The organism is Microbacterium sp. HD4P20 (assembly GCF_019449275.2).
Lineage (GTDB): Bacteria > Actinomycetota > Actinomycetes > Actinomycetales > Microbacteriaceae > Microbacterium.
Genome location: NZ_JAHZQZ020000018.1, coordinates 299047 through 321235, shown reverse-complemented (window position 1 = coordinate 321235; position 22189 = coordinate 299047). Strand labels below are relative to the sequence as shown.

The window sequence follows — 22189 nt, the reverse complement described above, 5'->3', positions numbered from 1 at the left end:
GTGCGAGGTTGTCGCGTCAGAACTGGACGCGCGGCGGCTCGGAGATGGCGGCGCCGTCGATGACCTCGAAGAACTCGCGCTCGTGGAAGCCCAGGTTGCGGGCGAACATGTTGTTCGGGAAGACCTTGATCTTGGTGTTCAGCTCGCGCACGCCGCCGTTGTAGAAGCGGCGTGACGCCTGAACCTTGTCTTCGGTGTCGACGATCGACTGCTGCAGCTGCAGGAAGTTCTGACTCGCTTGCAGCTGGGGGTACGCCTCGGCGACCGCGAACAGCGACTTCAACGCCTGCTGCATGTGTCCTTCGGCGACTCCCGCCTCGGCAGGGCCGGAGGCCGACAGCGTCTCGGCGCGTGCGCGCGTGACGTTCTCGAAGACCGCCTTCTCATGAGCGGCGTACCCCTTCACGGTCTCGATCAGGTTCGGCAGCAGGTCTGCGCGCCGCTTGAGCTGCACCGTGATGTCGCTCCAGGCCTCGTCCACGCGCACGTTCAACTGCACGAGCGAGTTGTAGGTCGCCCACAGGTAGATGCCGGCGATCAGCACGAGTGCCACCACGATGATGACCGCGATCAGCCATTCCATACCGAGACTCCGTTCGAGGTTTGCCCTCATCCTAGCCACGCGCGCCGACGCGGAATGCGCCCCCGACCAGGACTCTCAGCCGTTACCCACCGAGGACGCGATCCAGATGGGGGTTGCGCAGCAGCCGATCGGGGTCCAGGCGATCCCGGAGCGCGACGAACTCGTCGAAGCGCGGATAGCGCTCGCGCAGCACACCGGCGTCGAGTGTGTGCATCTTTCCCCAGTGCGGCCGACCGTCGTGGCTCACCATGATCTGCTCGACCGCCTCGAAGTACTCCGTCGGATCGTCCCGCCAGTACCGATGAACGGCGATGTAACCGGTCGCCCGTCCGTAGGCGGTCGACATCCATACGGCATCCGCCGCGGCGAACCGCACCTCGACCGGGAACGAGATGCGCCAGCCGCGTTCATCGACCAATTCACGAAGCTCGTCGAAGGCGGATCGCACGTTCTCGACCGGCAGTGCGTACTCCATCTCGCGGAATCGCACTGCTCGTGACGTCGCGAAGACGCGCGCCGAGGCATCCGTGAACTCGCGATCCCCCCACATCCGCACCGAAAGCCGGTTGATGGCGGGGATCGCGACGGGAACAACCCGTGCCACGCTGCACGCGACCTGGTGCAGGCCCGTGCCGACGAGCGCGTCATCGATCCACTTGCCCACGGGCGTGAGCGGATGCCGCGGCGCGTCGGCGGGCAGCCGCGTGTTGGTCTTCGTCATCGCGCGGTCGGTGTGCGGGAACCAGTAGAACTCGAAGTGGTCGGCGGCCGCTGCCCGGTCCTCGAGCGCGTCGAGCACCTCGTCGAGCGGCTCGGGCTGCTCCACCGCGTGGAGCACGAACGACGGCACGCACTGGAGAGTGACTTCCACCAGGATGCCGAGGGCACCGAGCCCGAGCGCCACCGCCGGCACGAGCTCGGCATTCTCCTCGTCGTCGACTCGCAGCAGCTCGCCCTCGGCCGTGACGATCGTCGCCCCCACCACCTGGGTCGCGATGCCACCGAACCGCGCGCCGGTGCCGTGCGTTCCGGTCGAGATCGCGCCGGCGATCGACTGCTGATCGATGTCTCCCAGGTTCTCCATCGCCAGCCCGTAGGGCGCGAGGAGCGCCGGGACCTGGTGCAGGCGCGTGCCCGCCAGGAAGGTCGCCCTGCTGCGGTCGGCGTCGACCGAGACGAGTCCGGTCATGTCGCGAAGCTCCAGGAGTAGGCCGGGCGCCACCGCAATCCCGGTGAAGCTGTGCCCAGCGCCCACTGCCTTGACCGGCATCCCTCGTTCCGACGCCGCCATCACCGCTCGCTGGACGGCCTCGATCGTCCGCGGGAACTCCACACGCCGGGGACGCACGCGCTCGGAGCGTCCCCAGTTCTGCCACGTGCCACCTGGGCGGGTCACAGGAACGCCTTTCCGTCGCCGCGATAGGTCGAGACCGTGCCTACCGTGCCGTCTGCGACGACACCGTCCACGAGGTGGTAGCGCTCCACGCGCTCGGCGAGCTCGCCACTCTTGGCATGGCGGAACCACACGCGGTCGCCGACCCGCAGTGCTCGCGCCGCCTCTCCTCGCAAGGGCGTCTGAACCTCTCCCGCCCCCTCACGCGCCGCCATGCGGAGGTCAGGCGGCCAGACGGCCCGCGGCTGCCGCGACTCCAACGCCGGCCCCGACGCGATCCAGCCGCCGCCGAGCACGGTTGCCACATCCGGCGCCGGCTTGCGCACGACTTCCAGCGCGAACGCGGCCGCAGGAGCCGGGTCGAAGACCCGGTAGCCGTCGAACAGGTGGCCGGCCAGCAGTCCGCTCCCCGCGGTGAGCTCGGTGACCGACAGGTCGGATGCGGTCAGCTCGAGCGAACCGGTTCCCCCGCCGTTGACGAACTCCAGCGGCGCGATGTCGCGCAACGAAGCGACGATCGCGGCGCGCCGGTCGAGCAGCTCCGCGGCGGAGCGGCGCTGCATCCAGCGGATCACGGCGTCGCCGGGGCCGGTCGCATCCCCCTGCCCGGCGATCTGCGCCTCGTACATCATGAGGCCGACCAGCCGGAATCCGTCGCGCGCGGCGATGATGCGTGCGAGCGCGGCAACCTCACCCGGTTCGTGGACCGGCGAGCGGAGGACGCCGACGTGTCCGAGTCCGGGGGCGCGCCACGACGCGTCGGCGTCGATCGCGACGCGGATCTCGGGCCGGGATCCGGGCGCGGCTACGGTGTCGACGAGGTCGAGCTGCGCGGGGTCATCGACCATGAGCGTGATCCGCGACAGCGCATCCTCGTCCGCGACAAGGGCGGCGATCGCCGCTCGGTCGGCGGTCGGGTAGCCCAGAACGATGTCGTCGTGAGCGGGCATCCCCCCGTGCGGCCGAGCCAGCCACAGCGCCTCGGGCAGTGTGAAGGCCAGGATGCCGCGGTAGCCGGGCAGCGCGAGCACAGCGTCCAGGACGGCGCGCACGCGCACCGACTTGCTGGCGACGCGGATCGGGACGCCCCCGGCCCGCACGACCATGTCGAGCGCGTTGTACCGCAGTGCGTCGACGCTGAGTGCGGCCACCGGGCCGCTCAGGGCCGCGACGGCGCGCGTCATCGATCTCCAGAACGACGGGGGATCTTCCCATGGCTTCGTCGCCGGAGGCGTGGACAGCAGGTCGAGATTCATACGTCCCGCTTCGGGTGCGCGCGCATGCGCTACAGCCTAGAGCCCGCCGGACCCGTACCCCCGCTGGGACTCGAACCCAGACTGAAGCGATTTTAAGTCGCCTGCCTCTGCCGATTGGGCTACGGGGGCGCCGTCGACCCGCGACGGATCGACAGACCCCACGGTACCGTCAGGGCCGGGGTACGCGGCGGTCAGCGCCTCGCCGACACCTTGTCGGCTTCGACCTTCTCCGGCTGATCGGCCTGCTTGCCGGCTCCGCGCGGCTCCGCGGGCGGCGTGACGGCGGGCTGCGCCGGACGCGGGCGCGCCGCGAACTCCTCGAAGACGTAGCGGGGGCTCTGCACCGTCGACAGGTTGACCAGGTCGCGGCCGAGCCAGAAGTTGTTCCACCATCCCCACAGCACGCGCCACTTGCGCTCCCACGACGGCATCGCCAGGCCGTGGTAGCCGCGGTGGGCCAGCCACGCGATCGGTCCCTTCAGCGCGAGCTTGCCGGATTGGAAGACGCCGACCCACAGGCCCAGGCCGGCGACGGCGCCGAGGTTCTTGTGGAAGTACTCGCGCGGGAGCTCGCCACGCAGCACGCCGACGAGGTTCTTCGCCAGCAGCTTCGCCTGACGTACCGCGTGCTGCGCGTTCGGCACGCAGTAGCCGCCGACTCCCCCGCCCGACAGGTCCGGCACGGCCGCGACATCACCGGCGGCCCAGGCGCCCTCGACGAACTCCTCCGCCGTGCCGACACGCAGATCTGCGCGAGTCTGGATGCGGCCGCGCTCCTCGACGGGAAGGTCGCCGCCACGGACCACCGTGGGGTTGGCCATCACGCCGGCCGTCCAGATGATCAGATCGGTGGGGAGAACCTCGCCCGTCGACAGCTCGACGTTGCCGTCGATCGCGCCGGTGACCTGCGTGTCGAGGTGCACATACGCTCCGCGCTTGGCGAAGTTCTTCAGCACCCACTCGCTGGTCTTGAGCGAGACCTCGGGCATGATGCGCCCCATCGCCTCGATGAGGTGGAAGTGCGTGTCGTCGAACGTGATCCCCGGGTAGCTCTTGACCAGCGACGACGCGAGCGAGCGCAACTCACCGAACACCTCGATGCCGGCGAAGCCACCGCCGACGACCACGACGGTGAGCAGCCGGTCGCGCTCGGGGCCCGGGGGCAGCACCGAGGCCTTGTCGAAGTTCGACATGAGCTTGTCGCGGATCGCGACGGCCTCTTCGATCGTCTTGAGCCCGATCGCGTTGTCGGCGATGCCGGGGATCGGGAAGGTGCGCGAGACCGCACCGGCGGTCACCACGATCTGGTCGTAGGCGAACTCGTACGGCTCTCCGGCGATGGGCGTGATCGTGGCGACCTTGTGCGCGTGGTCGATGCCGGTGACTTTGGCCGCGACGACGTGGGTGCGCTTGAGGTGCCGCCGCAGCGCAACTACGGAGTGGCGCGCCTCGATCGAACCGGCCGCGACCTCGGGGAGGAACGGCTGGTACGTCATGTACGGAAGCGGGTCGACGATCGTCACGTCGGCCTCGCCCTTGCGCAGATGCTTCTCGAGCTTCCAAGCAGTGTAGAAGCCTGCGTAGCCGCCACCGACGATGAGGATCTTGGGCACGGTGTTGGTCACGAGTGGAGAACTCCTCCTGTGTCAGCGGCTCGGCGCGCGGGACGCCAATCGGATGCGTCGGACAGCTGCGGTGACGCCGAGCGCCACCAGTATAGCCGCCGCGGTGGCGGCGGTGAGCGGCAGCGTCCCGTACAGCAGGGTGTCGGAGTCGGGAAGGAGCGGCGAGGAGGCGCGCTCGATCGGTTCGGCGGGAGGAAGCGGCGGAACCTCGATCGTCGGGACCGGCTCGGCCGGGCGGGGATCGCTCGGCGCGCGACGATAGACCAGCACCCACTCCTCGAGGCTCCCCATAGGGTTGGAGTCCACCTCGGGCACAGACGCCGAGACCGCGGCGGCGGCATCCACCAGTCCGTTGCCGTAAAGAAGCGGATCGGATGCCGTCGCCCCGGCGGGCGGCCGAGCCGTGCTGACGATGCGGTTGATCACGTTGTCGGCGTCGAGATCGGGGCGGGCGGCGCGCACCAGCGCGGTGATGCCCGCGACGATGGGCGCGGCACCGCTGGTGCCGTTCCACACGACGATCTGTCCGTCGGCCGACACTCCCAGCAGCTGCTCGCTCGGAGCTGCCACCCCGAGCGTGATGCCCTGAGTCGACGCGTCGACGCTCGCCTTGCCCTGCGGGTCGACACCGGCCACCGTCAGAACACCCGGAATGGTCGCCGGCGCCCCGACGCGTGTGGTGCCGCTCGCGCGGTTACCGGCGGCGACGACGACGACGACGTCGTTCTCGAACGCGTAAAGGAAGGCGTCGTCCCAGCTCTCGGGCCAGTCGGGCACGTTCGTCGTGAGAGACATGTTGATGACGTCCGCGCCGTGATCGACGGACCACCGGATCGCCTCGGCGATCTGGTCGGCGAACGGGCGGGTCGCCGAGGAGCCGAATCCGACCGATACCGACAGCAGTTCGGCCTCGGGGGCGACGCCGATCATGCCGGTGTCGGGCCCGGTCCCCCGGCCCGCCGCCAGCGAGGCGACCCAACTGCCGTGGTCGGCATCCACGGCGCCGACGGGGGTGCGGCCGTCGTCGGAGCCGACCCCCGACACGTCGGTTCCGCCGGTGACGGCTCCGGTGAACTCGACGGGGCCGCGCGCGATGCCGGTGTCGATGACGGCGATCGTGACACCTTCGCCCCGCGTGGTCTCCCACGCCTTGTCGATTCCGTAGTCCTTCAGCCAGTACTCGGCGGCGCGGACCGGGTCCTCGGCCGGCGGCGTGGGCGCCACGGCGGGTGGCGCCGGCGCCTGCGCGGCCGCCGACGGCGCCACCGCCAGGCTGAGCGCCAACCCCGCGGCGGCCGCAGCCAGCAGGCGCCGGGTCATCCTGCCGTTCCCGGCTGCGCGCACACGCAGCGCTCCGGCGACCACGTCGACAGCGCGAGCGCGCGGTCGCCGATCGGGTTGACGCCCGGCCCTGCCGCCAGGGCATGTCCGGCGAGCGCGTGCAGGCACTTCACGCGGGTGGGCATGCCCCCCGCCGAGATCCCCGCGATCTCTTCGACCTCCCCGTACTCCGCCCGATCGCGCAGATACGCGCCGTGAGCCGCGGCATAGGCCGTCGCGAGCTCGTCATCGTCGGCGAGCTCGTCGTTGAAGGCCCGCATCGCGTGATCGGCCTCGAGCACCGACATCGCCGCCGTGGCGGCGGGGTGGGTCAGGTAGTAGAACGTGGGGAACGGCGTGCCGTCGGGCAGACGGGGCGAGGTGGCGACCACGGTCGGATTGCCGCAGACGCAGCGCGCCGCGACGCCGATGACGCCTCGGGCCGGCCGGCCGAGCTGCTCGCGCAGGACGGCGAGGTCGGCCTCGCTGACCGCGGGGAACGGCGGGGTCGTCACAGGGTCCTCCAGGTCGAGGGAGTCAAGACAGTCGAGGTCAGAGTAGCGGCGGCGCCTGGGACGGGGCTGGACCGCATGGGGATTCAGGGAGTCGGGGTGGACCCGGGATCAGGCACGCCGACCGTGACCGGCACAACAGTCTGCGCCAGCCCTGCCTCGGTCACCGACCGCACCAGCTGCGACATCCAGTCGGTGCGGGTCTGCTCGACGTCCTCGCTCACCGTCGCCTGCTCCTGCGGCTCGAGCTCAGGCGGCAGGTCGTCGTCGACGAGGAAGATCACCTCGCCGGGCTTGACGTAGTACAGGCGCTCCCGCGCCTGGGTGGTGATGTACGCGGGATCGCTCCAGCGGTCACGCTGCGACTCGAGCTCTTCGACCTCTTCCCTGCTCAGCTGCACCGCCGCTTGCAGCGCGGCGATCTGCTGACGCTGGTCGACGTACGTGCCGATCGTGGGAACCAGGACGAAGGCGGCCAGCACGACGAGACCGAGCATGATGACCATGAAGCCCGACAGGCGGATGCCGCCGAGCCATTCCCGCACATCCACCGGGCGACGAGCCGCCCGGTGCCGAGCTGGACGCGACGCACCGGTGGAACGGGAAGGGGGAGCCGTCGTCTTCGCCACGGCTCCCCCTCTCCTCGGTCGAACTCAGCCCTTGTAGCGCGGGAAGGCGGCCCGGCCGATGAACGTCGCGGCGTCTCCCAGCTCTTCCTCGATGCGCAGAAGCTGATTGTATTTCGCCACGCGCTCGCTTCGGGCGGGCGCGCCGCTCTTGATCTGACCCGCACCCGTCGCGACCACGAGGTCGGCGATCGTGGTGTCCTCGGTCTCGCCGGAGCGGTGCGAGATCATCGCGGTGTACCCGGCGCGGTGCGCCATGTCGACGGCATCCAGCGTCTCGGACAGCGTGCCGATCTGGTTGACCTTGACCAGCAGCGAGTTGGCGACGCCACGCGCGATGCCGTCGGCCAGACGCGTGGGGTTGGTGACGAACAGGTCGTCCCCGACGAGCTGGATCCTCGAGCCGAGCGCGTCGGTGAGAGCCTTCCAGTTGTCCCAGTCGTCCTCGGCGAGCGCGTCCTCGATCGTCACGATCGGGTAGTCGTTCACGAGGCCGACGTAGTACTCGGTGAGCTCGGCGGCCGTCCAGTCCTTGTCGTCGAGGCGGTATACGCCGTCGTGGAAGAACTCGGTTGCCGCGACGTCCAGGCCCAGGGCGATCTCGGTGCCGGGCGTGAAACCCGCCTTCTCGATCGCCTTGAGGAGGAAGTCCAGACCTTCGCGGTTGTTCGGCAGGTCGGGGGCGAAACCGCCCTCATCGCCGAGCCCCGTCGCGAAGCCGGCTGCCTTGAGCTCGCCCTTGAGGACGTGGTAGACCTCGGTGCCCCAGCGCAGCGACTCCGAGAACGTCTCGGCGCCGATGGGCGCGAGGAAGAACTCCTGCATGTCGATGCCGTTGTCGGCGTGCGATCCGCCGTTGATGACGTTGAACAGCGGCACGGGCAGGACGTGCGCGTTGGGACCGCCGAGGTAGCGGAACAGCGGCAGGTCGGCTGAGTCTGCGGCCGCCTTCGCGACGGCGAGCGAGACGCCGAGGATGGCGTTCGCGCCGGTGCGCGACTTGTTCTCGGTCCCGTCGGTCTCGAGGAGGATCTCGTCGATGACGCGCTGCTCGCTCGCCTCGACGCCCTCGATCGCCGGGCCGAGCTCGTCGATGACGGCGGCGACGGCCTTCAGGACGCCTTTGCCCCCGTAGCGGCTCTTGTCGCCGTCGCGAAGCTCGTACGCCTCGAAGGCTCCGGTGGACGCGCCGGATGGAACGGCGGCGCGCTGGACGATCCCGTCATCGAGCAGCACCTCCACTTCGACGGTCGGATTTCCGCGCGAGTCGAGAATCTCGCGCGCGCCTACAGCCTCGATCAGTGCCACTGAGGGACTCCTTGCTTGTGGAGGGTGGTTCGTCGGAGCATCGTCGGTCCGCTCCCGAGTCTAGTGATGCCGGTCTCCGCACCCACAGACGCGTCCTTCACACCACGAGCGCGATCGCGATCCCGTCGTAGCCCTTCGCATCGAGCGTCTGGATGGCGGTGGCGTCGAATCGCGGGTCACGTCCGAGCATCTCGAGCCCGCGCTGGACGCCGATGATCTGCGCGTTCTCCGTGGCGGGGTTGGCCACCTCTCCCCCACGCACCGTGTTGTCGACGACGACGACCGTTCCCGAGCGCCCGAGCCGTGCGGCCCAGTCGAGGTAGATCGTGTTGGACTCCTTGTCGGCGTCGATGAAGACCAGGTCGAACGGGTCGGAGCCTCCGTCGCGGATGGGGCCCTCGAGCGTGGGCAGCACGTCGACGCCGCGGCCGAGCCTGATCTCCACCTTCGGGCCCACGCCGGCTCGGTCGAGATTGGCGCGAGCGATGTCCGCGATGCGCGGCTCGGCCTCGATCGTCACGACGCGGCCGTCATCAGGGATGCCACGGGCCAGCCAGATCGTCGAGTAGGCGCCGAGCGTGCCGATCTCGAGCACCCGCCTCGCGCCGGTCATGCGCGCGAGGAGGTGGAGGAGCTTGCCGTTGACAGGCGCCACCTCGATCGGAGGAAGGCCGGCGGCGTTCTGGTCGGCGACCGCCCGTTCCAGGTAGGGATCGTGCCCGACGAGCGTGTCGGTCAGGTAGGCGTCGACACGTCGCCATACGTCAGGGGTCGGCTCGCTCATGAGCCCAGCAAACAAGCGGCGGGCGTCGCCGTCAAGGCTGCGGATGCGTCCGCGCGGGCCGCGAGCGCCGACCGGCGCGCACGGTCCACGTCGGCTGCGGATGCGTCCGCGCGCACCGTGCGCGGGTGCGATTGTGGAGCGTCGACAATCGATTCGGAGCGGACCAGGCTGATGCGCGAACATTCTGCTCATGCGCATGACCCCTCGCCGTCTGGCCGTCGGAATGAGCCTGTGGGCGCCGAACCTGTGGAGCGGCATCCGCGTGCGAAGGTTCGCCGAGGACTGGACCAGCGCGACCGTCGAGCTGCACGTGAATCTCATCACCCGCAACTACGTCAAGACCGCGTTCGGCGGATCCATGTCGGCGATGACCGACCCGTACTTCTTCATGCTCGTGATGCACCAGCTCGGGCGCGACTACATGGTGTGGGACACCCGCGGTGAGATCGAGTTCGTCAAGCCCGGCCGCGGCGTGCTGACCGCGCACTTCGAGGTGCCACGAGAAAAGGCCGAAGAGCTGCGGGAACGGGCCCGCGGGGGCGCGAAGGTGCTCGAATGGTTCGAGACCGACATCACGGACGCCGCGGGAGATGTGGTGGCGCGCGTGCGGCGTGAGGTGTATGTGCGCGAGAAGAAGCGGGTGACGGCGCCCCCGACGAGCGCCGACTGAACGGAGTCTCGATCTCAGGTTGCGGCGCGATACTCCGAGGGCGTGAGGCCGAGGACCCGGCGGAAGTCGTTCGCGAGATGCGCGTGGTCGACGTATCCCAGCTCGGCAGCCACCGCCGCCAGCGTGACGCCGGGATCGTCGCGCAGTCGCTGCGCCGCCTCTTGCAGCCGCCGGCGTCGGATCATCGCCGCGGGCGAGACCCCCACCGTACGGTGTGCGAGTCGCTGGAGCGTGCGCACCGAGACCCGTAGCTGCGCCGCGGCATCTTCGACCCGCAGGATCGCGGTCGTGCTCCCGGCGGCGTGGTGCGACGCGTCGACGATACGTGGAGCGGGAACGGGCGTCGTCATGAACAGGTCCGCCATATCGTTCGCGAGCCGGCCCTCCGGCGTCGGCGCTCCGACCCGCTCGACCAGCCAGGATGCGACCACGTACGCCGCCGCCCCTTCATCGGGCATCGCCGCCACCACCGCCGCGTGCAGCTCGGGTTCGTCGAGCGGGACGGATCCGTCCACCAGTTCGCTCGGGGACGACGTCAAACGCCCCAGTGCCGCGGGCCGCAGCAGCGCTCCCACCGCCCAGCCCGTGCCCGTCAGCACGCGCTCCGACGCCCTCGTCGTCGCACCCCAGAGTGTGACGCCGTCGGGTTCGACGGCGAGGTTGGCGGCGGGATAGCCCAGGATCGGCTGGCGCGTCTCGACGCCGTCGGGCAGGTTCCACTGCGGGATCCAGAACCACGAGACGAGACCGGATGCCTCGTCGGGCGGCGGCAGCCGCGTGAAGCGGGGCAGGCGGCCCGGGTAGAGCACGCCGCGGGTGGGATCGATCGCCCGCGAAGCCTCCGTCACGCCGCCCACGCTAGCGCGCCGCCCAGACACCGCAGGTTGTCGCGAATCTCCAAGCCGGGCCACCGCGCCGCGGCGCACGATGAGGACATGACAGATAAAGAGAACACCACCGGCGTGACCGGTGCCCACACGACCGACGGCCGGCCGAACGCCGCCACAGCGCTCACCCCGTTCCTCGCGATCCGCGACGCCAAGGCGGCGCTGGAGTTCTACCGCGATGTCTTCGGCGCGCGGGTGAGCGACGTGACGGAGTTCGATGGCCTCGTGGTGCACGCCGGCCTGGACTTCGGCCTGGGCCTGCTGCAGATCGGCGAGCCGAGCCCTGCCTACGGCACCGTGCCCGCGCCCGAGGGCGATCAAGACTGCTACTCGATCGGCCTCTACGTGCCCGACGTCGACGCGGTCACCGCGCGAGCTGTCGCCGCCGGCGCCACCGTACGCGAGGAGCCGTCCACCTTCGTGTCGGGCGACCGGTACGCGAGCATCCGGGACCCGTTCGGCGTGCGCTGGTCGATCATGACCCGCGTCGAGGACCTGTCGGAGGAGGAGAGCGCCGCCCGAGTCGCGGAGTGGGCGGCGTCCGTCAGCGCCGGCTGACCCCCTCGGCCGCGGCCGGGAGACCTGTGGATAACTCGGCGGCGGCGCGGCGGGCGCCGGTACTTTGGGGGTGTGAGATCCCGCATGACACCGGCGCTGGGAGCGGCCCTGTTGCTGCTCGCGCTCACGGGATGCACGGTGCCCCAACCCGAGCCGACGCCCACCGCCCCGTTCACGAGCGAAGAAGAGGCCTTCGCCGCCGCCGAGGAGACCTACCGCGCGTACGTCGACGCCCTCAACGAGGTCGACCTCAGCGACCCGGAAACGTTCGAGGAGGTCTACGCCTGGACCACCGGTGAGGCGAACGCCAGCGAGCGGAAGTCGCTGTCCGAGATGCACGCCGATGGGTGGGCTGTGTCTGGCGAAACCCGGACCCGAGCCATTTTCGGAGAGGAGCTAGGTGAGGACGGCGGAGTGCGGATCCTCGTCTGCAGCGATGTGAGCGCCGTGGTGGTAACAGACGCCGCGGGAACCTCGATGGTGGCGGCTGACCGGCCCGACGTGTATCCCCTCAGAGTCGAACTCTTGCCTTCCGCTCAAACTTCCACAGGCCTCGTCATAAGCGCCAGCAACGCAGTCGAGGAGGACCGGTGCACCACGTCATAGCCGGCATCGTCCTCCTCACTGGCTTGCTTTCCGCATCAGCGGGCTCGACAGAGCTCTCCACCGGAGGAGCAACCTGCACCGGGGCATCCAGTTGGACCGGTTGTCCTGGCGTGTCCAACACTGGAGATGGCGTCGACGTCGCGGCCGGCGGCACGCGCCCAGGAGGTGGCGCGCCAGGCAGCGGCGACCGCGGGCCAGGACCTGGGACGGATGCCGCTCCGGCTCCCGCGCCCGCGCCGGAGGACTGCGGTCCACTGGACCGGTGCGGGGGCTTCGCGGTCGAGACGGTCCCCGACGTGACGCTGGCCGACCTCGCCTCGTTCCGGCCGGCGACGCCCACGCTCACGGGAGAACCGTCCGGGTTCGGCGTGGTGGGCATGCCGGCGAATCTGGTGGCCACGGCATCCGAGCAGCACATCCCCGGCACGGTCCTGGACTGGGACGTCACCGTGCGCTTCACCCCGACGGTGTTCGTGTTCGACCACGGCGACGGCACGTCGGGCCGCGCCACGACGGGTGGCGCGTCGTGGGCCGCGCTGCGGCAGGCGCAGTTCACCCCGACCGCGACCAGCCACGTCTACCGCGAGCGCGGCATCTACCCCGTCTCGGTCACCGTCGAGTACGCCGCAGCCGTCGACTTCGGCAGCGGCTTCTGGCGCCCGGTGGCCGGGGTCGTCCGGGCGACCGCGACGGGCTACGACGTCACCGTCGTCGAAGTGCGCACCGCACTGGTGGACCGCACGTGCACCGAGGACCCGTCCGGCCCCGGCTGCTGAGCGCCACTCGGCCACCCGTGCTCCCGCAGCGCCTCGAGCGCCGCGGGCAGCAGCGCGTCGGCCGTACGCCGGTAACCGAGCGCGCTGGGATGGAACCGATCGAGGCTGAACATCTCGTCGGGCTGCGTGATGAAGAACGGCCCCACTGCACGCCGCAGAGAGACCGCCCGCGCGCCGTGGCGCGCCGCTGCCCGTGCCTGCGCCTCGGCCAGCGCCCTCGACAGCCGCGACCCGAGCGACCGCAGCGGCTGCGGCACCGGCCGCAGCGCGCCGAGGTCAGGACACGTGCCGACGACGACCCCGGCCCCGAGCCCCTGCAGCCGCACGATCGCCTCTTCGAGATGCCCGACCGCAACCGGTATCGGCACTCGGTGCGTGACGTCGTTCCCGCCGACGATGACCACCGCGACGTCGGGACGATAGTCCTCGGGGAGCTCGGCAAGCTGCACCCGAAGAAGGGACGATTCCGCCCCGACCATCGCGAGGGTGCGCAGTCGCACCGGCCGGTGCGCGGCCCGCGCGAGTCCTTTGGCCAGGCGCGCGCCGAGGGTGTCCTTCCGCCGTTCGGCACCCAGGCCGGCGGCGATGGAATCGCCGAGCACGAGCAGCTCGACCGGCGGGCCGTCGTAACGGCGGCGCCACACCCGGTCGGCGTCCAGCGCCTCCTCGCCGAGCGGCTTGCCGATGCGCCGGCGCGCGACCGCCGCCTGGCGCCGTAGAACGGCGCGAGCCATGACGAGGGCGGCACCCCCGCCGACAAGGACGCCCGCAGCGCCGATCACGACGCTGCGCGGCCGGACGACGCGCACGCGAGCCATGCTCGACATCCCACAACGGCCGGGTGAACGGATGCCGTCGCGCCGGTGACGCTCCGTGACACCCGACACGCCGCGCGCCGGCGCATAGTGACGGGCGAGAGCGCCCCCGCTCTGCGTCCGAGAGGGAAACCACGACCCGATAAAGTGCGCGCATGGCGTCTCCTTCGCTGCAGCGACGGCTTGGTCTGACCGACGCGGTGTTCATCGGCTTGGGCGCCATGATCGGCGCCGGCGTGTTCGCGGTGTGGGCGCCGGCAGCGGACGCCGCGGGCGCGGGGCTGCTGATCGGCCTGGCGATCGCGGCCGTCGTCGCCTTCGGCAACGCAACGTCGTCGGCACAGCTGGCCGCCGCCCACCCGACGTCGGGCGGCACCTACGCGTACGGGCGTGCCGAACTCGGCCCGTGGTGGGGGTTCACCGCCGGCTGGGGATTCGTGATCGGCAAGACGGCGAGCTGCGCCGCGATGGCGCTGACCTTCGCGGCGTATGCGGCACCGCCCGGGTGGGAGCGACCCGTCGCGCTCGCAGCCGTCGCGGCACTGACGATCGTCAACTGGTTCGGCGTGACCCGCACCGCGCAGGCCGCCCGGGTCATCGTGGTCGCGGTGCTGCTCACGCTGGCTGTGGGCGTGGCAGCGAGTGTCTCGGCTCCGGACTCCCCCGGCTGGCTCACCCCCGACGCGCTGGGCGCGGGCGGCGTGTACGGCACCCTGCAGTCGGCGGGCCTGCTGTTCTTCGCGTTCGCCGGCTACGCGCGCATCGCGACGCTCGGCGAGGAGGTGCGCGACCCGCAGCGCCTCATCCCTCGCGCGATCGTCGTGGCATTCGCGATCGCACTGGCCCTCTACGTCGTCGTGGCGATCGCTGTGCTCAGCACTCTCGGGCCCGACGGTACGGCGGCATCCGCCGAGCCCGTCGCCGATGCCGCCGTCGCGTCGGGCTGGGGCTGGGCGGGCCCGGTGGTGCGCATCGGGGCGGCGGCGGCATCGCTCGGCGCCCTGCTGGCGCTCATCGCCGGGGTCAGCCGCACCACGTTCGCGATGGCGCGCGAGCGCGACCTGCCGGTGGCGCTGGCCACTGTGCACCCGCGCTGGCATGTGCCGCACCGCGCCGAGCTGGCCGTGGCTGTTGCCGTGCTGGCGCTGGTGGCCTTCGTCGACCTGCGCGGGGCGATCGGCTTCTCATCCTTCGGCGTGCTGCTCTACTACCTGGTGGCGAACGTCGCCGCCTTCCGCCAGCGCGGCCCGGCACGGCGCTACCCCGCGGTCTTGCAGGTGATCGGAGGCGTCGGCTGCCTCGTGCTGGCCGTCACCCTGCCGTGGCAGTCGGTCGTGGCCGGCGTGATCGTGGTCGCCGTCGGCATCGTCTACCGGGCGGTGCGGGTCACCCGAGCGGCCTGATCTCGAGGGCGTCGCGTGCGGTGTCGGCCGCGACTGTCGCGAACGCCGTGTAACCGTCGGATGCCGCGCGCTCGAGCAGCGCCTTGAGGTTCTTGGTGCGCTGCTCCAGCCGCACCCGCGACCCCTCGGCGATCAGGGCCGTCTTGAGCGCGAGCAGCCGCGGCTCGGGCACGTCGCGGTCGTGGACGAGCACGACGGCCGGGTGGGCAGCATCCGTGCCCTCGTCGACCAGGTCCACCAGGCGCTCGAACCCGATCGAGAAGCCCACGGCCGGCACGTCCTGGCCAAGGAAGCGCCCGATCATGCCGTCGTAGCGACCGCCTCCGCCGAGCGAGTACGCGACGGAGGGGTGCGCCAGCTCGAAGATCGTGCCGGTGTAGTACCCCATGCCCCGCACCAGGAACGGGTCGAAGACGAGCGGGATGTCGCCGGGGACCCCCTCGTCGGAGCTCTCGGACACGCGTGCCGTGGCGACGGCCTCACCGATGCCGACCAGATGGGCGACGATGTCGTCGGGGGCAGCATCGGGCAGCGCCTTGCGAATCTGCCGCTCGCCGTACGCGTTGTACTCGAGGGTCTGGGGCCGGTTGAGGAACGCCTCGAACGCGTCCACCGCTGCCGGCGTGGCATCCCGCTCGCGCAGCTCGGCGACGATGCCCGCCGGTCCGAGCTTGTCGAGCTTGTCGATCGTGATCAGCACCCCGGGTCGCTCGTCGGGCGTGAAGCCGAGGCTGTCGAGCATCCAGTCCAGGACGCGCCGGTCGTTGATGCGCACCTGTCCGCCCTGGAGCCCCAGCGCGTCGAGGGCGTCGAGCGTGGCGACGATCAGCTCTGACTCGGCACGCGCCGAGGCATCCCCGATCACGTCGATGTCGCACTGCAGGAACTGGCGGTACCGGCCCTTCTGCGGCCGCTCCGCACGCCATACCGGGGCGATCTGGATCGAGCGGAACACCGCCGGCAGCTGCCCCCGGTTGGTGGCGTAGAAGCGCGCGAGAGGCACGGTGAGGTCGTAGCGCAGTCCCAGGTCGGTGAGCTGCGCGGGGTCGTCGGCGGCGGCGCGGATAGCGTCGGCGTCGAGCCCGCGCTTGAGCACGTTGTAGGCGAGCTTCTCGTTGTCGCCGCCGATGCCGGCGTGCAGCCGGCCGTGCTCCTCCATCACCGGGGTCTCGATCTCGTCGAATCCGTGGGCGCGATAGCGCTCCCGGATCACGGCGAGCACGCGTTCGCGGCGTGCCTTGTCAGCGGGGAGGAAGTCGCGCATGCCGCGCGGCGGATTGACGGATGCCACGCAGCTATCCTTCCAGTGCGCCGGCCCGCTCGCGCACAGCGTGTCACCGTTCGGCAGCGCGAATCTCTGCCTGGAGCAGCCGCAGGCGCTCGCGCAGGGCGCGCTCGGCATCCCACCCGTTCGCTCGCGCGGTCGAGACCAGCGCGAGGAGGGCGTCTCCGAGCTCGGACTCGGTGGCCGGTCCAGGGTGTTCGGTCGCGTCGCCGCGCTCGTCACTCGACGACCGGGGGGCGGGCGCGACGCCGGCCTGTGCCGCCTTGCCCACGAGTTTCTGCGCGAGCGCGAGGGACGGCATCCGCTCGCTCACGCCGTCCAGCACGCTGGTGCGCTCGTGCTTCTCTGCCGCCTTCGCGGCGTTCCAGTGCACGAGCACTTCTTCGGGTGTCGTGGCGACCGCGTCGCCGAAGACATGCGGGTGCCGCCTGACCATCTTGTCGGTGAGCCCACGCGCGACGTCGTCGATGTCGAACGGATCGTCGGGGTCGCGCGAGGCGATCTCGGCGTGGAACAGCACCTGCCACAGCAGATCACCAAGCTCTTCTCGGAGTTCGGCCCGCGACCCCTCCTCGACCGCGTCGATCAGCTCGGCGCTCTCTTCCACGAGATACGGCACGAGCGCGCGGTGATCGATCTGCTGCGTCCATACGCATCGATCCCGCACCGCTCGCATCGTGTCGGCCGCTTGGCGCAGGGCATCCGAGGACGGGCCGACATCCTCGGTCATGCGATCTGCCCCTCGTGCTCTCCTGTGGGTGGCAGCTCGTTCCCGCGCGTGGCGGGATTCGTCCTGCGGTAGTGCCGCGCCCGCATCGCGACCAGGATCGCCGCGAGGACGATCGAGATCGCGGACCCGCCGAGGACGCCCAGCGTCGCCTCGTCGCGGATGAGCGGGGCACCGGCGAAGGCGAGTTCCGAGAGCAGGAGCGACACGGTGAAGCCGATCCCGCCGAGCGCGCCGGCGGCGAGGAGGTCGAGGAACGACAGATGCGGGGCCATGCCTCGATTCCCCATGCGCAGCGAGATCCATCCGGCTGCCGAGATACCGATGATCTTGCCCACCGGCAGCGCCACGAGGATGCCCCAGAATGCCGGCGAGAGCTCGGACGGCGAGACGGCGGGGATCACGACGAGCGCCGCGGAGAACGCGAACAGCGGGAGCACGATCCCGTTCACCCACGGCTCCAGCTCATGACGCGAGCGCAGGGCGGGCTGCTGTGCCATCGCCAGGCCCAGCGCCACGCCGGCGATGGTCGCATGCACGCCCGAGAGGTACACGAGCACCCAGGTGGCGATCGCGAGGAGAACGAGCGCGATCGCGAGCGGGATCCGACCGCGCGTATCGAGCTGCCGGCTGAGGACGCCGAAGACGAGCACCGCCACGCCGGCGAGGGCGAGCAGGCCGACGTTGACGTCGTCGGTGAAGAGCACGGCGATGAACACGATCCCGACGATGTCGTCGAGGATCGCGAGCGCCAGCAGGAAGATGCGGATGCCCGAGGGAAGGTCCTTGCCGAAGACGGCGAGGACGCCCAGCGCGAAGGCGATGTCGGTCGCCGTGGGGATGGGCCAGCCGTCCACGGCGTCAGATCCGGCAGCGAACACAAGGAAGACCGCGATCGGGACGAGCACGCCGCCCGCGGCAGCGATCGCGGGCTGCAGCGCCTTGCGGGCCGAGTTGAGCTCGCCGTTGGTCAGCTCGAACTGCAGTTCGACCGCCACGATGAAGAAGAAGACGGCGAGAAGACCGTCCTGCACCCAGTGGCCGACCGACATCTCGAACACGCCCGGGATGCCCAGATACGCGTCCTTCACGGCGGCGATCCCGGGTCCCGCCGGGGAGTTGGCGAGGATCAGGGCGAGGACCGCCGAGATCAGCAGGATGATCGCGGGAAAACGGGCGGAGCGGAGCAGGGACACACAGGTCCTTTCGTCGGGGGCGGCAGGTCGCGCCACAGCGCATCGCCGACCAGACTTCCCGGCACACCAGTCCCGAGAGTCTATCGACGTCCGCTCCGACATGCCCTCTCCCGCCGCGGTCCGTCACCCTCGACGCGCTCCGTCACTCGAACGCGCTCCGTCACTTGATGCACTCCGTCACTTGATGCGCTCCGTCACTTGATGCACTCCGTCACACAACGACCACCGTGAATGGGCCCCGCGGCGCGCCGTTAGCCTGGAGGGATGCGCGAACTCACCCAGACCGAAGCGATCGACGTCGTCGGACGATTCGAGGCGGAGCAGGAGATTCCCGAGCGCATGCGGGCCGACGTGCGCATGCTCGGCACTCTCCTCGGTCGGGTCCTGCGCGAGAGCGGATCGTCCGGGCTGTACGAAGACGTCGAGCGGTTGCGCACCGCGACGATCCAGGCCTACACCGACGAGACCCCCGAGGCGTTCGCCCGTGCGGCGGCGATCGCCGACTCGTTCACGATCGAACGGGCCGATGAGGTGGCGCGTGCGTTCACCGCCTACTTCCATCTCGTCAACCTCGCCGAGGAGCACCAGCGCGTGCGCATCCTGCGCGAGCGCGATGGCCGCCCCGACCGTGAGCGCGCGACCGACTCGGTCGCCGCGGCCTTCATGCGGCTGGCCGCCGAGGTCGGCGACGACACCGCGCTGGCACACCTGCAGAAGATGCGCTTCCACCCGGTCTTCACCGCGCACCCCACTGAAGCGCGTCGCCGGGCGGTCTCGTCCAGCATCCGGCGCCTGGCGACCCTTCTCGAAGAGCACGACGCGTCCCTGCGCAACGGCGCCGATGAGCGGCGCGCCGAGCGGCGCATGCTCGAAGAGGTCGACACCCTGTGGCGGACCGCGCCGCTTCGTCCTGAGAAGCCCTCGCCCGTCGACGAGGTGCGCGCCGTCATGGCGGTCTTCGACGAGACGCTCTACACCGCGGTGCCTCACGTCTACCGGCGCGTCGATGACGCGCTGCAGGGCCCCGCGGCAGGGGGCCGGGCACCCGTGATCCGACCGTTCGTGCGCGTCGGCTCGTGGGTCGGGGGCGACCGCGACGGCAACCCGTTCGTGACGGCATCCGTCACGCGCAAAGCGGCGAAGATCGCCAGCGAGCACGTCCTGCTGGGCCTGGAGCGCACCACCAGCCGCATCGGCCGCACACTGACGCTGGACGCCGCGACGACGCCGCCGAGTCCGGCGCTGCTCGCGCTGTGGCAGCGGCTGCGAGCCGCCGACGAGGAAGCGGCGAAAGAGATCGCCAAGCGCTCCCCCGACGAGCCGCATCGCCGCATCCTCCTGCTCATCGCCCGCAAGATCGACGCGACCCGGGAGCGGAACGCCGACTTGGCCTATCGCGATCCCGAGCACCTGCTCGCCGATCTGCGCGTCGTTCAGGACTCCCTCGTGCAGGCCGGCGCGCCGCGACAGGCGTACGGGCACCTGCAGCAGCTGCTGTGGCAGGTCGAGACTTACGGCTTCCATCTCACCGAGCTCGAGGTGCGCCAGCACTCCGCCGTCCACGCGAAGGTGCTGGCGGAACTGGATGCCGCGGCCTCCAGCGGCGCGCCCCTGAGCGAACTCGCCGAAGAAGTGCTCGAGGTCATCCGCACGGTCGCCTTCGTGCAGGAACGCTACGGCCCCCGCGCCGCCGGGCGCTATGTCGTCTCGTTCACGCAGTCCGCCGACGACCTGGCCGCCGTGCATCGCCTGGCCCGTCACGCGGTCGGCCCGGACGACACCCTTCCCGTGCTCGACGTCGTGCCACTGTTCGAGACGTTCGCCGATCTGCAGGCAGCGCCCGGCATCCTCGCCGAGATCGTCGATCACCCCGAGTTCGCCGCGCGGCTGGAGGCCACCGGTCGTCGCCTGGAGGTCATGCTCGGCTACTCGGACTCGTCGAAGGACGTCGGTCCGGTCGCCGCCAACCTCGCCCTGTACCAGGCGCAGGCGGCCATCTCGGCGTGGGCACGCGAGAACGGCATCGAACTGACCCTCTTCCACGGCCGCGGCGGCGCCCTCGGCCGCGGCGGCGGGCCCGCGAACTCGGCGATCCTCGCACAGCCGCCGCATTCGGTGGACGGCCGGTTCAAGCTCACCGAGCAGGGCGAGGTCATCTTCGCGCGCTACGGCGACCCCGCCATCGCGATGCGCCACATCGACCAGGTCGCCGCGGCGATCCTGCTCGCCTCGGCGCCATCGAACGAGGAACGCAACAGTGCCGCCGCCGAGCGGTACGCCGAGGTGGCGGCGACGATGGATGCGGCATCCCGCGAGCGCTTCTTCGCCCTCGTCAAGGCGCCGGGCTTCGCCGCCTGGTTCGCGCGCGTGACGCCCATGGAGGAGATCGGCCTCCTGGCGCTCGGCTCGCGGCCGGCACGGCGGGGGCTGTCAGTGGAGTCGCTCGAGGATCTGCGCGCGATTCCGTGGGTGTTCGCATGGACGCAGGCGCGCATCAACCTCGCCGGCTGGTTCGGCCTGGGCACGGCTCTCGAGGCGGTCGGCGACGAGCCGCTGCTGCAGCGTGCGTACGAGGAATGGCCGCTCTTCCGCACGCTGGTCGACAACGTCGCGATGAGCCTCGCGAAGGCCGACGACCGCATCGCACGCCACTACCTCGAGCTGGGCGACCGCGACGACCTCGCCGCACTCGTGCGCGACGAGATGGCGCTCACCCGCTCGTGGGTGGTCCGCGTCACGCGCGGAACCGAGTTGCTCGGCAACAAGCCCGTGCTGCAGCGCGCCGTGAAGATGCGCAGTCCGTACGTCGACGCGCTGTCGCTTCTGCAGCTGCGGGCACTGCGCGCACTGCGCGACGCGCCCGAGGACGCCCCGGTGGACCCCGAGCAGCAGCGACTGCTGCTGCTGTCGGTCTCGGGAGTCGCGGCGGGGCTGCAGAACACCGGCTGACGTCCGGGCCGACACGCGCGTCGCTCCCAGCCCTGTCGGCGGCCGGCGTTACCGTCGGGGCATGGGCAGAGGATGGGATGACGCGACGCTGACGCTCGCGATCGACGTGTGCCCGGTGTGCGCGTCGTCGGATGTCCGCATCGCCGAGGAATGGTTCGTGCTGGAGTTCGATCGGGGCGATGAGGTGCGCCGCGGCGATGCCGATGCGGCGCCCGAGTTCGGCTGCCGCGACTGCGGCGCGAACTGGAGCTGACGATCGGGCGCGTCAGTCGACGCGACGGTCGTCCGCGTGGCGCGCGAGACTGCGACCGTACCGCTCGGTCAGCTGCACCATGAGGTCGGGCGTCTCGCGGTCCAGGCCGAAGACATAGCCGGGGAAGTCGAGTTCACGCTGGGCCGCCCAGATCTCGTCGTGACGGTCCGGCGGGAGGATCTGCACCGGATCCCCCACGGCGACCCAACCGATGGGCACCGTGCTCTCGGCGGGGAGGGCCGTGCGCAGGTGCACGACGGCGTTGATGCGCACCTCGCTGCGCCGGCCGACGCGGGCCCCGTTGAAGATGCGCGTGCCCGTGGCGAGGAAGACCTCGTCTTCGATGACGGCGCCCGAGACGCTCGCCATCGGCCCGACCAGCACGTGGTCGCCGATGTGCACGGCATTGGTCGCCGTGGCGCGAACGAGCGCGTTCTCCATCACGATGACGTTCGCACCGAGGGTGATCGGCCCGCCTTCCGCGGTGATCACCGCACCGTGCAGGATCTGGCAGTCGGCGCCGATCTCGACATCACCGCTGATGACCGCGGTCGCGGCGATGACCGCATCGGGATGGATGCGGGGCTGTGCCCCGAGGTGCTCGAATCGCATCTGTCCTCCTGGTCGGCGCCAGCGTAGCGCGGGTGGGCGCCGAGC

Annotated in this window: 22 protein-coding genes and 1 tRNA gene; 7 read left to right on the top strand and 16 right to left on the bottom strand. The window is 70.7% G+C overall.

The genetic code is table 11. The features are described from left to right. Window positions 1-16 precede the first annotated feature (16 nt). The 10 genes from K0817_RS14800 to K0817_RS14755 all read right to left on the bottom strand — a co-directional run bounded on the left by K0817_RS14800 (window position 17) and on the right by K0817_RS14755 (window position 9407). Window positions 17-583 (bottom strand): LemA family protein, encoded by a 567-nt coding sequence (locus K0817_RS14800; RefSeq protein WP_168910826.1) that lies wholly within the window; start codon window positions 581-583, stop codon window positions 17-19. An 82-nt stretch (window positions 584-665) separates the two neighbouring features. Beyond that, window positions 666-1979 carry a D-arabinono-1,4-lactone oxidase gene (locus K0817_RS14795; RefSeq protein ID WP_219982281.1) on the bottom strand — a complete coding sequence of 438 codons (1314 nt, stop codon included), beginning with the start codon at window positions 1977-1979 and terminating at the stop codon, window positions 666-668. Continuing rightward, on the bottom strand, window positions 1976-3232 hold the full coding sequence (locus K0817_RS14790) for an alanine racemase (protein WP_219982280.1): 1257 nt from the start codon (window positions 3230-3232) through the stop codon (window positions 1976-1978). Before K0817_RS14790 ends, K0817_RS14795 begins: the two co-directional genes overlap by 4 nt. 55 nt (window positions 3233-3287) lie before the next feature. Next, window positions 3288-3361, bottom strand: a tRNA-Leu gene (locus K0817_RS14785). 62 nt (window positions 3362-3423) lie between these two features. Next, a complete protein-coding gene (locus tag K0817_RS14780) occupies window positions 3424-4845 on the bottom strand; it encodes an FAD-dependent oxidoreductase (protein WP_219982370.1) in 1422 nt (473 codons plus the stop codon). Window positions 4846-4878: 33 nt separating this feature from the next. Further along, the gene (locus K0817_RS14775; protein WP_219982279.1) at window positions 4879-6177 is read right to left on the bottom strand and encodes a S8 family serine peptidase; all 1299 of its coding nucleotides are present in this window, start codon (window positions 6175-6177) and stop codon (window positions 4879-4881) included. Beyond that, complete coding sequence (locus K0817_RS14770) at window positions 6174-6692, bottom strand: DUF501 domain-containing protein (protein WP_219982278.1); 519 nt, start codon at window positions 6690-6692, stop codon at window positions 6174-6176. Before K0817_RS14770 ends, K0817_RS14775 begins: the two co-directional genes overlap by 4 nt. Window positions 6693-6775: 83 nt before the next feature. Next, window positions 6776-7318, bottom strand: coding sequence for a septum formation initiator family protein (locus K0817_RS14765; RefSeq protein WP_253735411.1), 543 nt, complete (start codon window positions 7316-7318; stop codon window positions 6776-6778). 24 nt (window positions 7319-7342) lie between these two features. Further along, window positions 7343-8623 (bottom strand): phosphopyruvate hydratase, encoded by a 1281-nt coding sequence (gene eno / locus K0817_RS14760; RefSeq protein WP_219982277.1) that lies wholly within the window; start codon window positions 8621-8623, stop codon window positions 7343-7345. Between the two features lie 97 nt (window positions 8624-8720). Beyond that, window positions 8721-9407, bottom strand: a complete 687-nt coding sequence (locus K0817_RS14755) for an O-methyltransferase (RefSeq protein ID WP_219982276.1) — start codon at window positions 9405-9407, stop codon at window positions 8721-8723. 196 nt (window positions 9408-9603) lie between these two features. Here K0817_RS14755 and K0817_RS14750 point away from each other — a divergent pair, with 196 nt between their 5' ends. Beyond that, window positions 9604-10077 carry a DUF4442 domain-containing protein gene (locus K0817_RS14750; RefSeq protein WP_253735410.1) on the top strand — a complete coding sequence of 158 codons (474 nt, stop codon included), beginning with the start codon at window positions 9604-9606 and terminating at the stop codon, window positions 10075-10077. A gap of 14 nt (window positions 10078-10091) precedes the next feature. On the opposite strand, the gene K0817_RS14745 is transcribed toward K0817_RS14750, so the two are convergent. Continuing rightward, the gene (locus K0817_RS14745; RefSeq protein WP_219982274.1) at window positions 10092-10925 is read right to left on the bottom strand and encodes a helix-turn-helix domain-containing protein; all 834 of its coding nucleotides are present in this window, start codon (window positions 10923-10925) and stop codon (window positions 10092-10094) included. A gap of 87 nt (window positions 10926-11012) precedes the next feature. On the opposite strand from K0817_RS14745, the gene K0817_RS14740 reads away from it, so the two are divergent. The 3 genes from K0817_RS14740 to K0817_RS14730 all read left to right on the top strand — a co-directional run bounded on the left by K0817_RS14740 (window position 11013) and on the right by K0817_RS14730 (window position 12904). Continuing rightward, a complete protein-coding gene (locus K0817_RS14740) occupies window positions 11013-11522 on the top strand; it encodes a glyoxalase/bleomycin resistance/extradiol dioxygenase family protein (protein ID WP_219982273.1) in 510 nt (169 codons plus the stop codon). 84 nt (window positions 11523-11606) lie between these two features. Next, window positions 11607-12128 (top strand): hypothetical protein, encoded by a 522-nt coding sequence (locus K0817_RS14735; RefSeq protein WP_253735409.1) that lies wholly within the window; start codon window positions 11607-11609, stop codon window positions 12126-12128. Window positions 12129-12238: 110 nt separating this feature from the next. After that, window positions 12239-12904, top strand: a complete 666-nt coding sequence (locus K0817_RS14730; RefSeq protein WP_219982271.1) for a hypothetical protein — start codon at window positions 12239-12241, stop codon at window positions 12902-12904. Here K0817_RS14730 and K0817_RS14725 read toward each other — a convergent pair. Next, window positions 12823-13722 (bottom strand): SGNH/GDSL hydrolase family protein, encoded by a 900-nt coding sequence (locus K0817_RS14725; protein ID WP_219982270.1) that lies wholly within the window; start codon window positions 13720-13722, stop codon window positions 12823-12825. The two genes, K0817_RS14730 and K0817_RS14725, sit on opposite strands and share 82 nt — an antisense overlap. 152 nt (window positions 13723-13874) lie before the next feature. Between K0817_RS14725 and K0817_RS14720 the strand changes: the two genes are divergently transcribed. Continuing rightward, window positions 13875-15122 (top strand): APC family permease, encoded by a 1248-nt coding sequence (locus K0817_RS14720; RefSeq protein WP_219982269.1) that lies wholly within the window; start codon window positions 13875-13877, stop codon window positions 15120-15122. Here the strand turns inward: K0817_RS14720 and hisS are convergent. The 3 genes from hisS to K0817_RS14705 form a co-directional block, all read right to left on the bottom strand. Beyond that, the gene (gene hisS, locus K0817_RS14715; RefSeq protein ID WP_219982368.1) at window positions 15106-16386 is read right to left on the bottom strand and encodes a histidine--tRNA ligase; all 1281 of its coding nucleotides are present in this window, start codon (window positions 16384-16386) and stop codon (window positions 15106-15108) included. The genes K0817_RS14720 and hisS overlap by 17 nt on opposite strands. 70 nt (window positions 16387-16456) lie before the next feature. Then, entirely contained in the window at window positions 16457-17137 is a 681-nt protein-coding gene (locus K0817_RS14710) for a MazG nucleotide pyrophosphohydrolase domain-containing protein (RefSeq protein ID WP_219982268.1), read from the bottom strand. Then, window positions 17134-18330: a Na+/H+ antiporter NhaA gene (locus K0817_RS14705; protein WP_219982267.1), complete on the bottom strand. Its 1197-nt coding sequence runs from the start codon at window positions 18328-18330 to the stop codon at window positions 17134-17136. The genes K0817_RS14710 and K0817_RS14705 overlap by 4 nt, the downstream gene beginning before the upstream one ends. A 264-nt stretch (window positions 18331-18594) precedes the next feature. Here K0817_RS14705 and K0817_RS14700 point away from each other — a divergent pair, with 264 nt between their 5' ends. Together K0817_RS14700 and K0817_RS14695 are read left to right on the top strand one after the other, a co-directional pair. Further along, on the top strand, window positions 18595-21279 hold the full coding sequence (locus K0817_RS14700) for a phosphoenolpyruvate carboxylase (protein WP_219982266.1): 2685 nt from the start codon (window positions 18595-18597) through the stop codon (window positions 21277-21279). Window positions 21280-21340: 61 nt separating this feature from the next. Next, window positions 21341-21532 carry a hypothetical protein gene (locus tag K0817_RS14695; RefSeq protein WP_219982265.1) on the top strand — a complete coding sequence of 64 codons (192 nt, stop codon included), beginning with the start codon at window positions 21341-21343 and terminating at the stop codon, window positions 21530-21532. 12 nt (window positions 21533-21544) lie between these two features. Here K0817_RS14695 and K0817_RS14690 read toward each other — a convergent pair whose 3' ends face one another. Further along, window positions 21545-22144 (bottom strand): gamma carbonic anhydrase family protein, encoded by a 600-nt coding sequence (locus tag K0817_RS14690; RefSeq protein WP_219982264.1) that lies wholly within the window; start codon window positions 22142-22144, stop codon window positions 21545-21547. Window positions 22145-22189 lie beyond the last annotated feature (45 nt).

Coding starts and splice junctions, on each gene's coding strand:
- K0817_RS14740 (WP_219982273.1), top strand. CDS start 11,013: ATGACAGATAAAGAGAACACCACCGGCGTGACCGGTGCCCACACGACC.
- K0817_RS14700 (WP_219982266.1), top strand. CDS start 18,595: ATGCGCGAACTCACCCAGACCGAAGCGATCGACGTCGTCGGACGATTC.
- K0817_RS14690 (WP_219982264.1), bottom strand. CDS start 22,144: ATGCGATTCGAGCACCTCGGGGCACAGCCCCGCATCCATCCCGATGCG.
- K0817_RS14695 (WP_219982265.1), top strand. CDS start 21,341: ATGGGCAGAGGATGGGATGACGCGACGCTGACGCTCGCGATCGACGTG.
- K0817_RS14775 (WP_219982279.1), bottom strand. CDS start 6,177: ATGACCCGGCGCCTGCTGGCTGCGGCCGCCGCGGGGTTGGCGCTCAGC.
- K0817_RS14800 (WP_168910826.1), bottom strand. CDS start 583: ATGGAATGGCTGATCGCGGTCATCATCGTGGTGGCACTCGTGCTGATC.
- K0817_RS14725 (WP_219982270.1), bottom strand. CDS start 13,722: ATGGCTCGCGTGCGCGTCGTCCGGCCGCGCAGCGTCGTGATCGGCGCT.
- K0817_RS14750 (WP_253735410.1), top strand. CDS start 9,604: ATGACCCCTCGCCGTCTGGCCGTCGGAATGAGCCTGTGGGCGCCGAAC.
- K0817_RS14710 (WP_219982268.1), bottom strand. CDS start 17,137: ATGACCGAGGATGTCGGCCCGTCCTCGGATGCCCTGCGCCAAGCGGCC.
- K0817_RS14790 (WP_219982280.1), bottom strand. CDS start 3,232: ATGAATCTCGACCTGCTGTCCACGCCTCCGGCGACGAAGCCATGGGAA.
- hisS (WP_219982368.1), bottom strand. CDS start 16,386: ATGCGCGACTTCCTCCCCGCTGACAAGGCACGCCGCGAACGCGTGCTC.
- K0817_RS14720 (WP_219982269.1), top strand. CDS start 13,875: ATGGCGTCTCCTTCGCTGCAGCGACGGCTTGGTCTGACCGACGCGGTG.
- K0817_RS14755 (WP_219982276.1), bottom strand. CDS start 9,407: ATGAGCGAGCCGACCCCTGACGTATGGCGACGTGTCGACGCCTACCTG.
- K0817_RS14735 (WP_253735409.1), top strand. CDS start 11,607: ATGACACCGGCGCTGGGAGCGGCCCTGTTGCTGCTCGCGCTCACGGGA.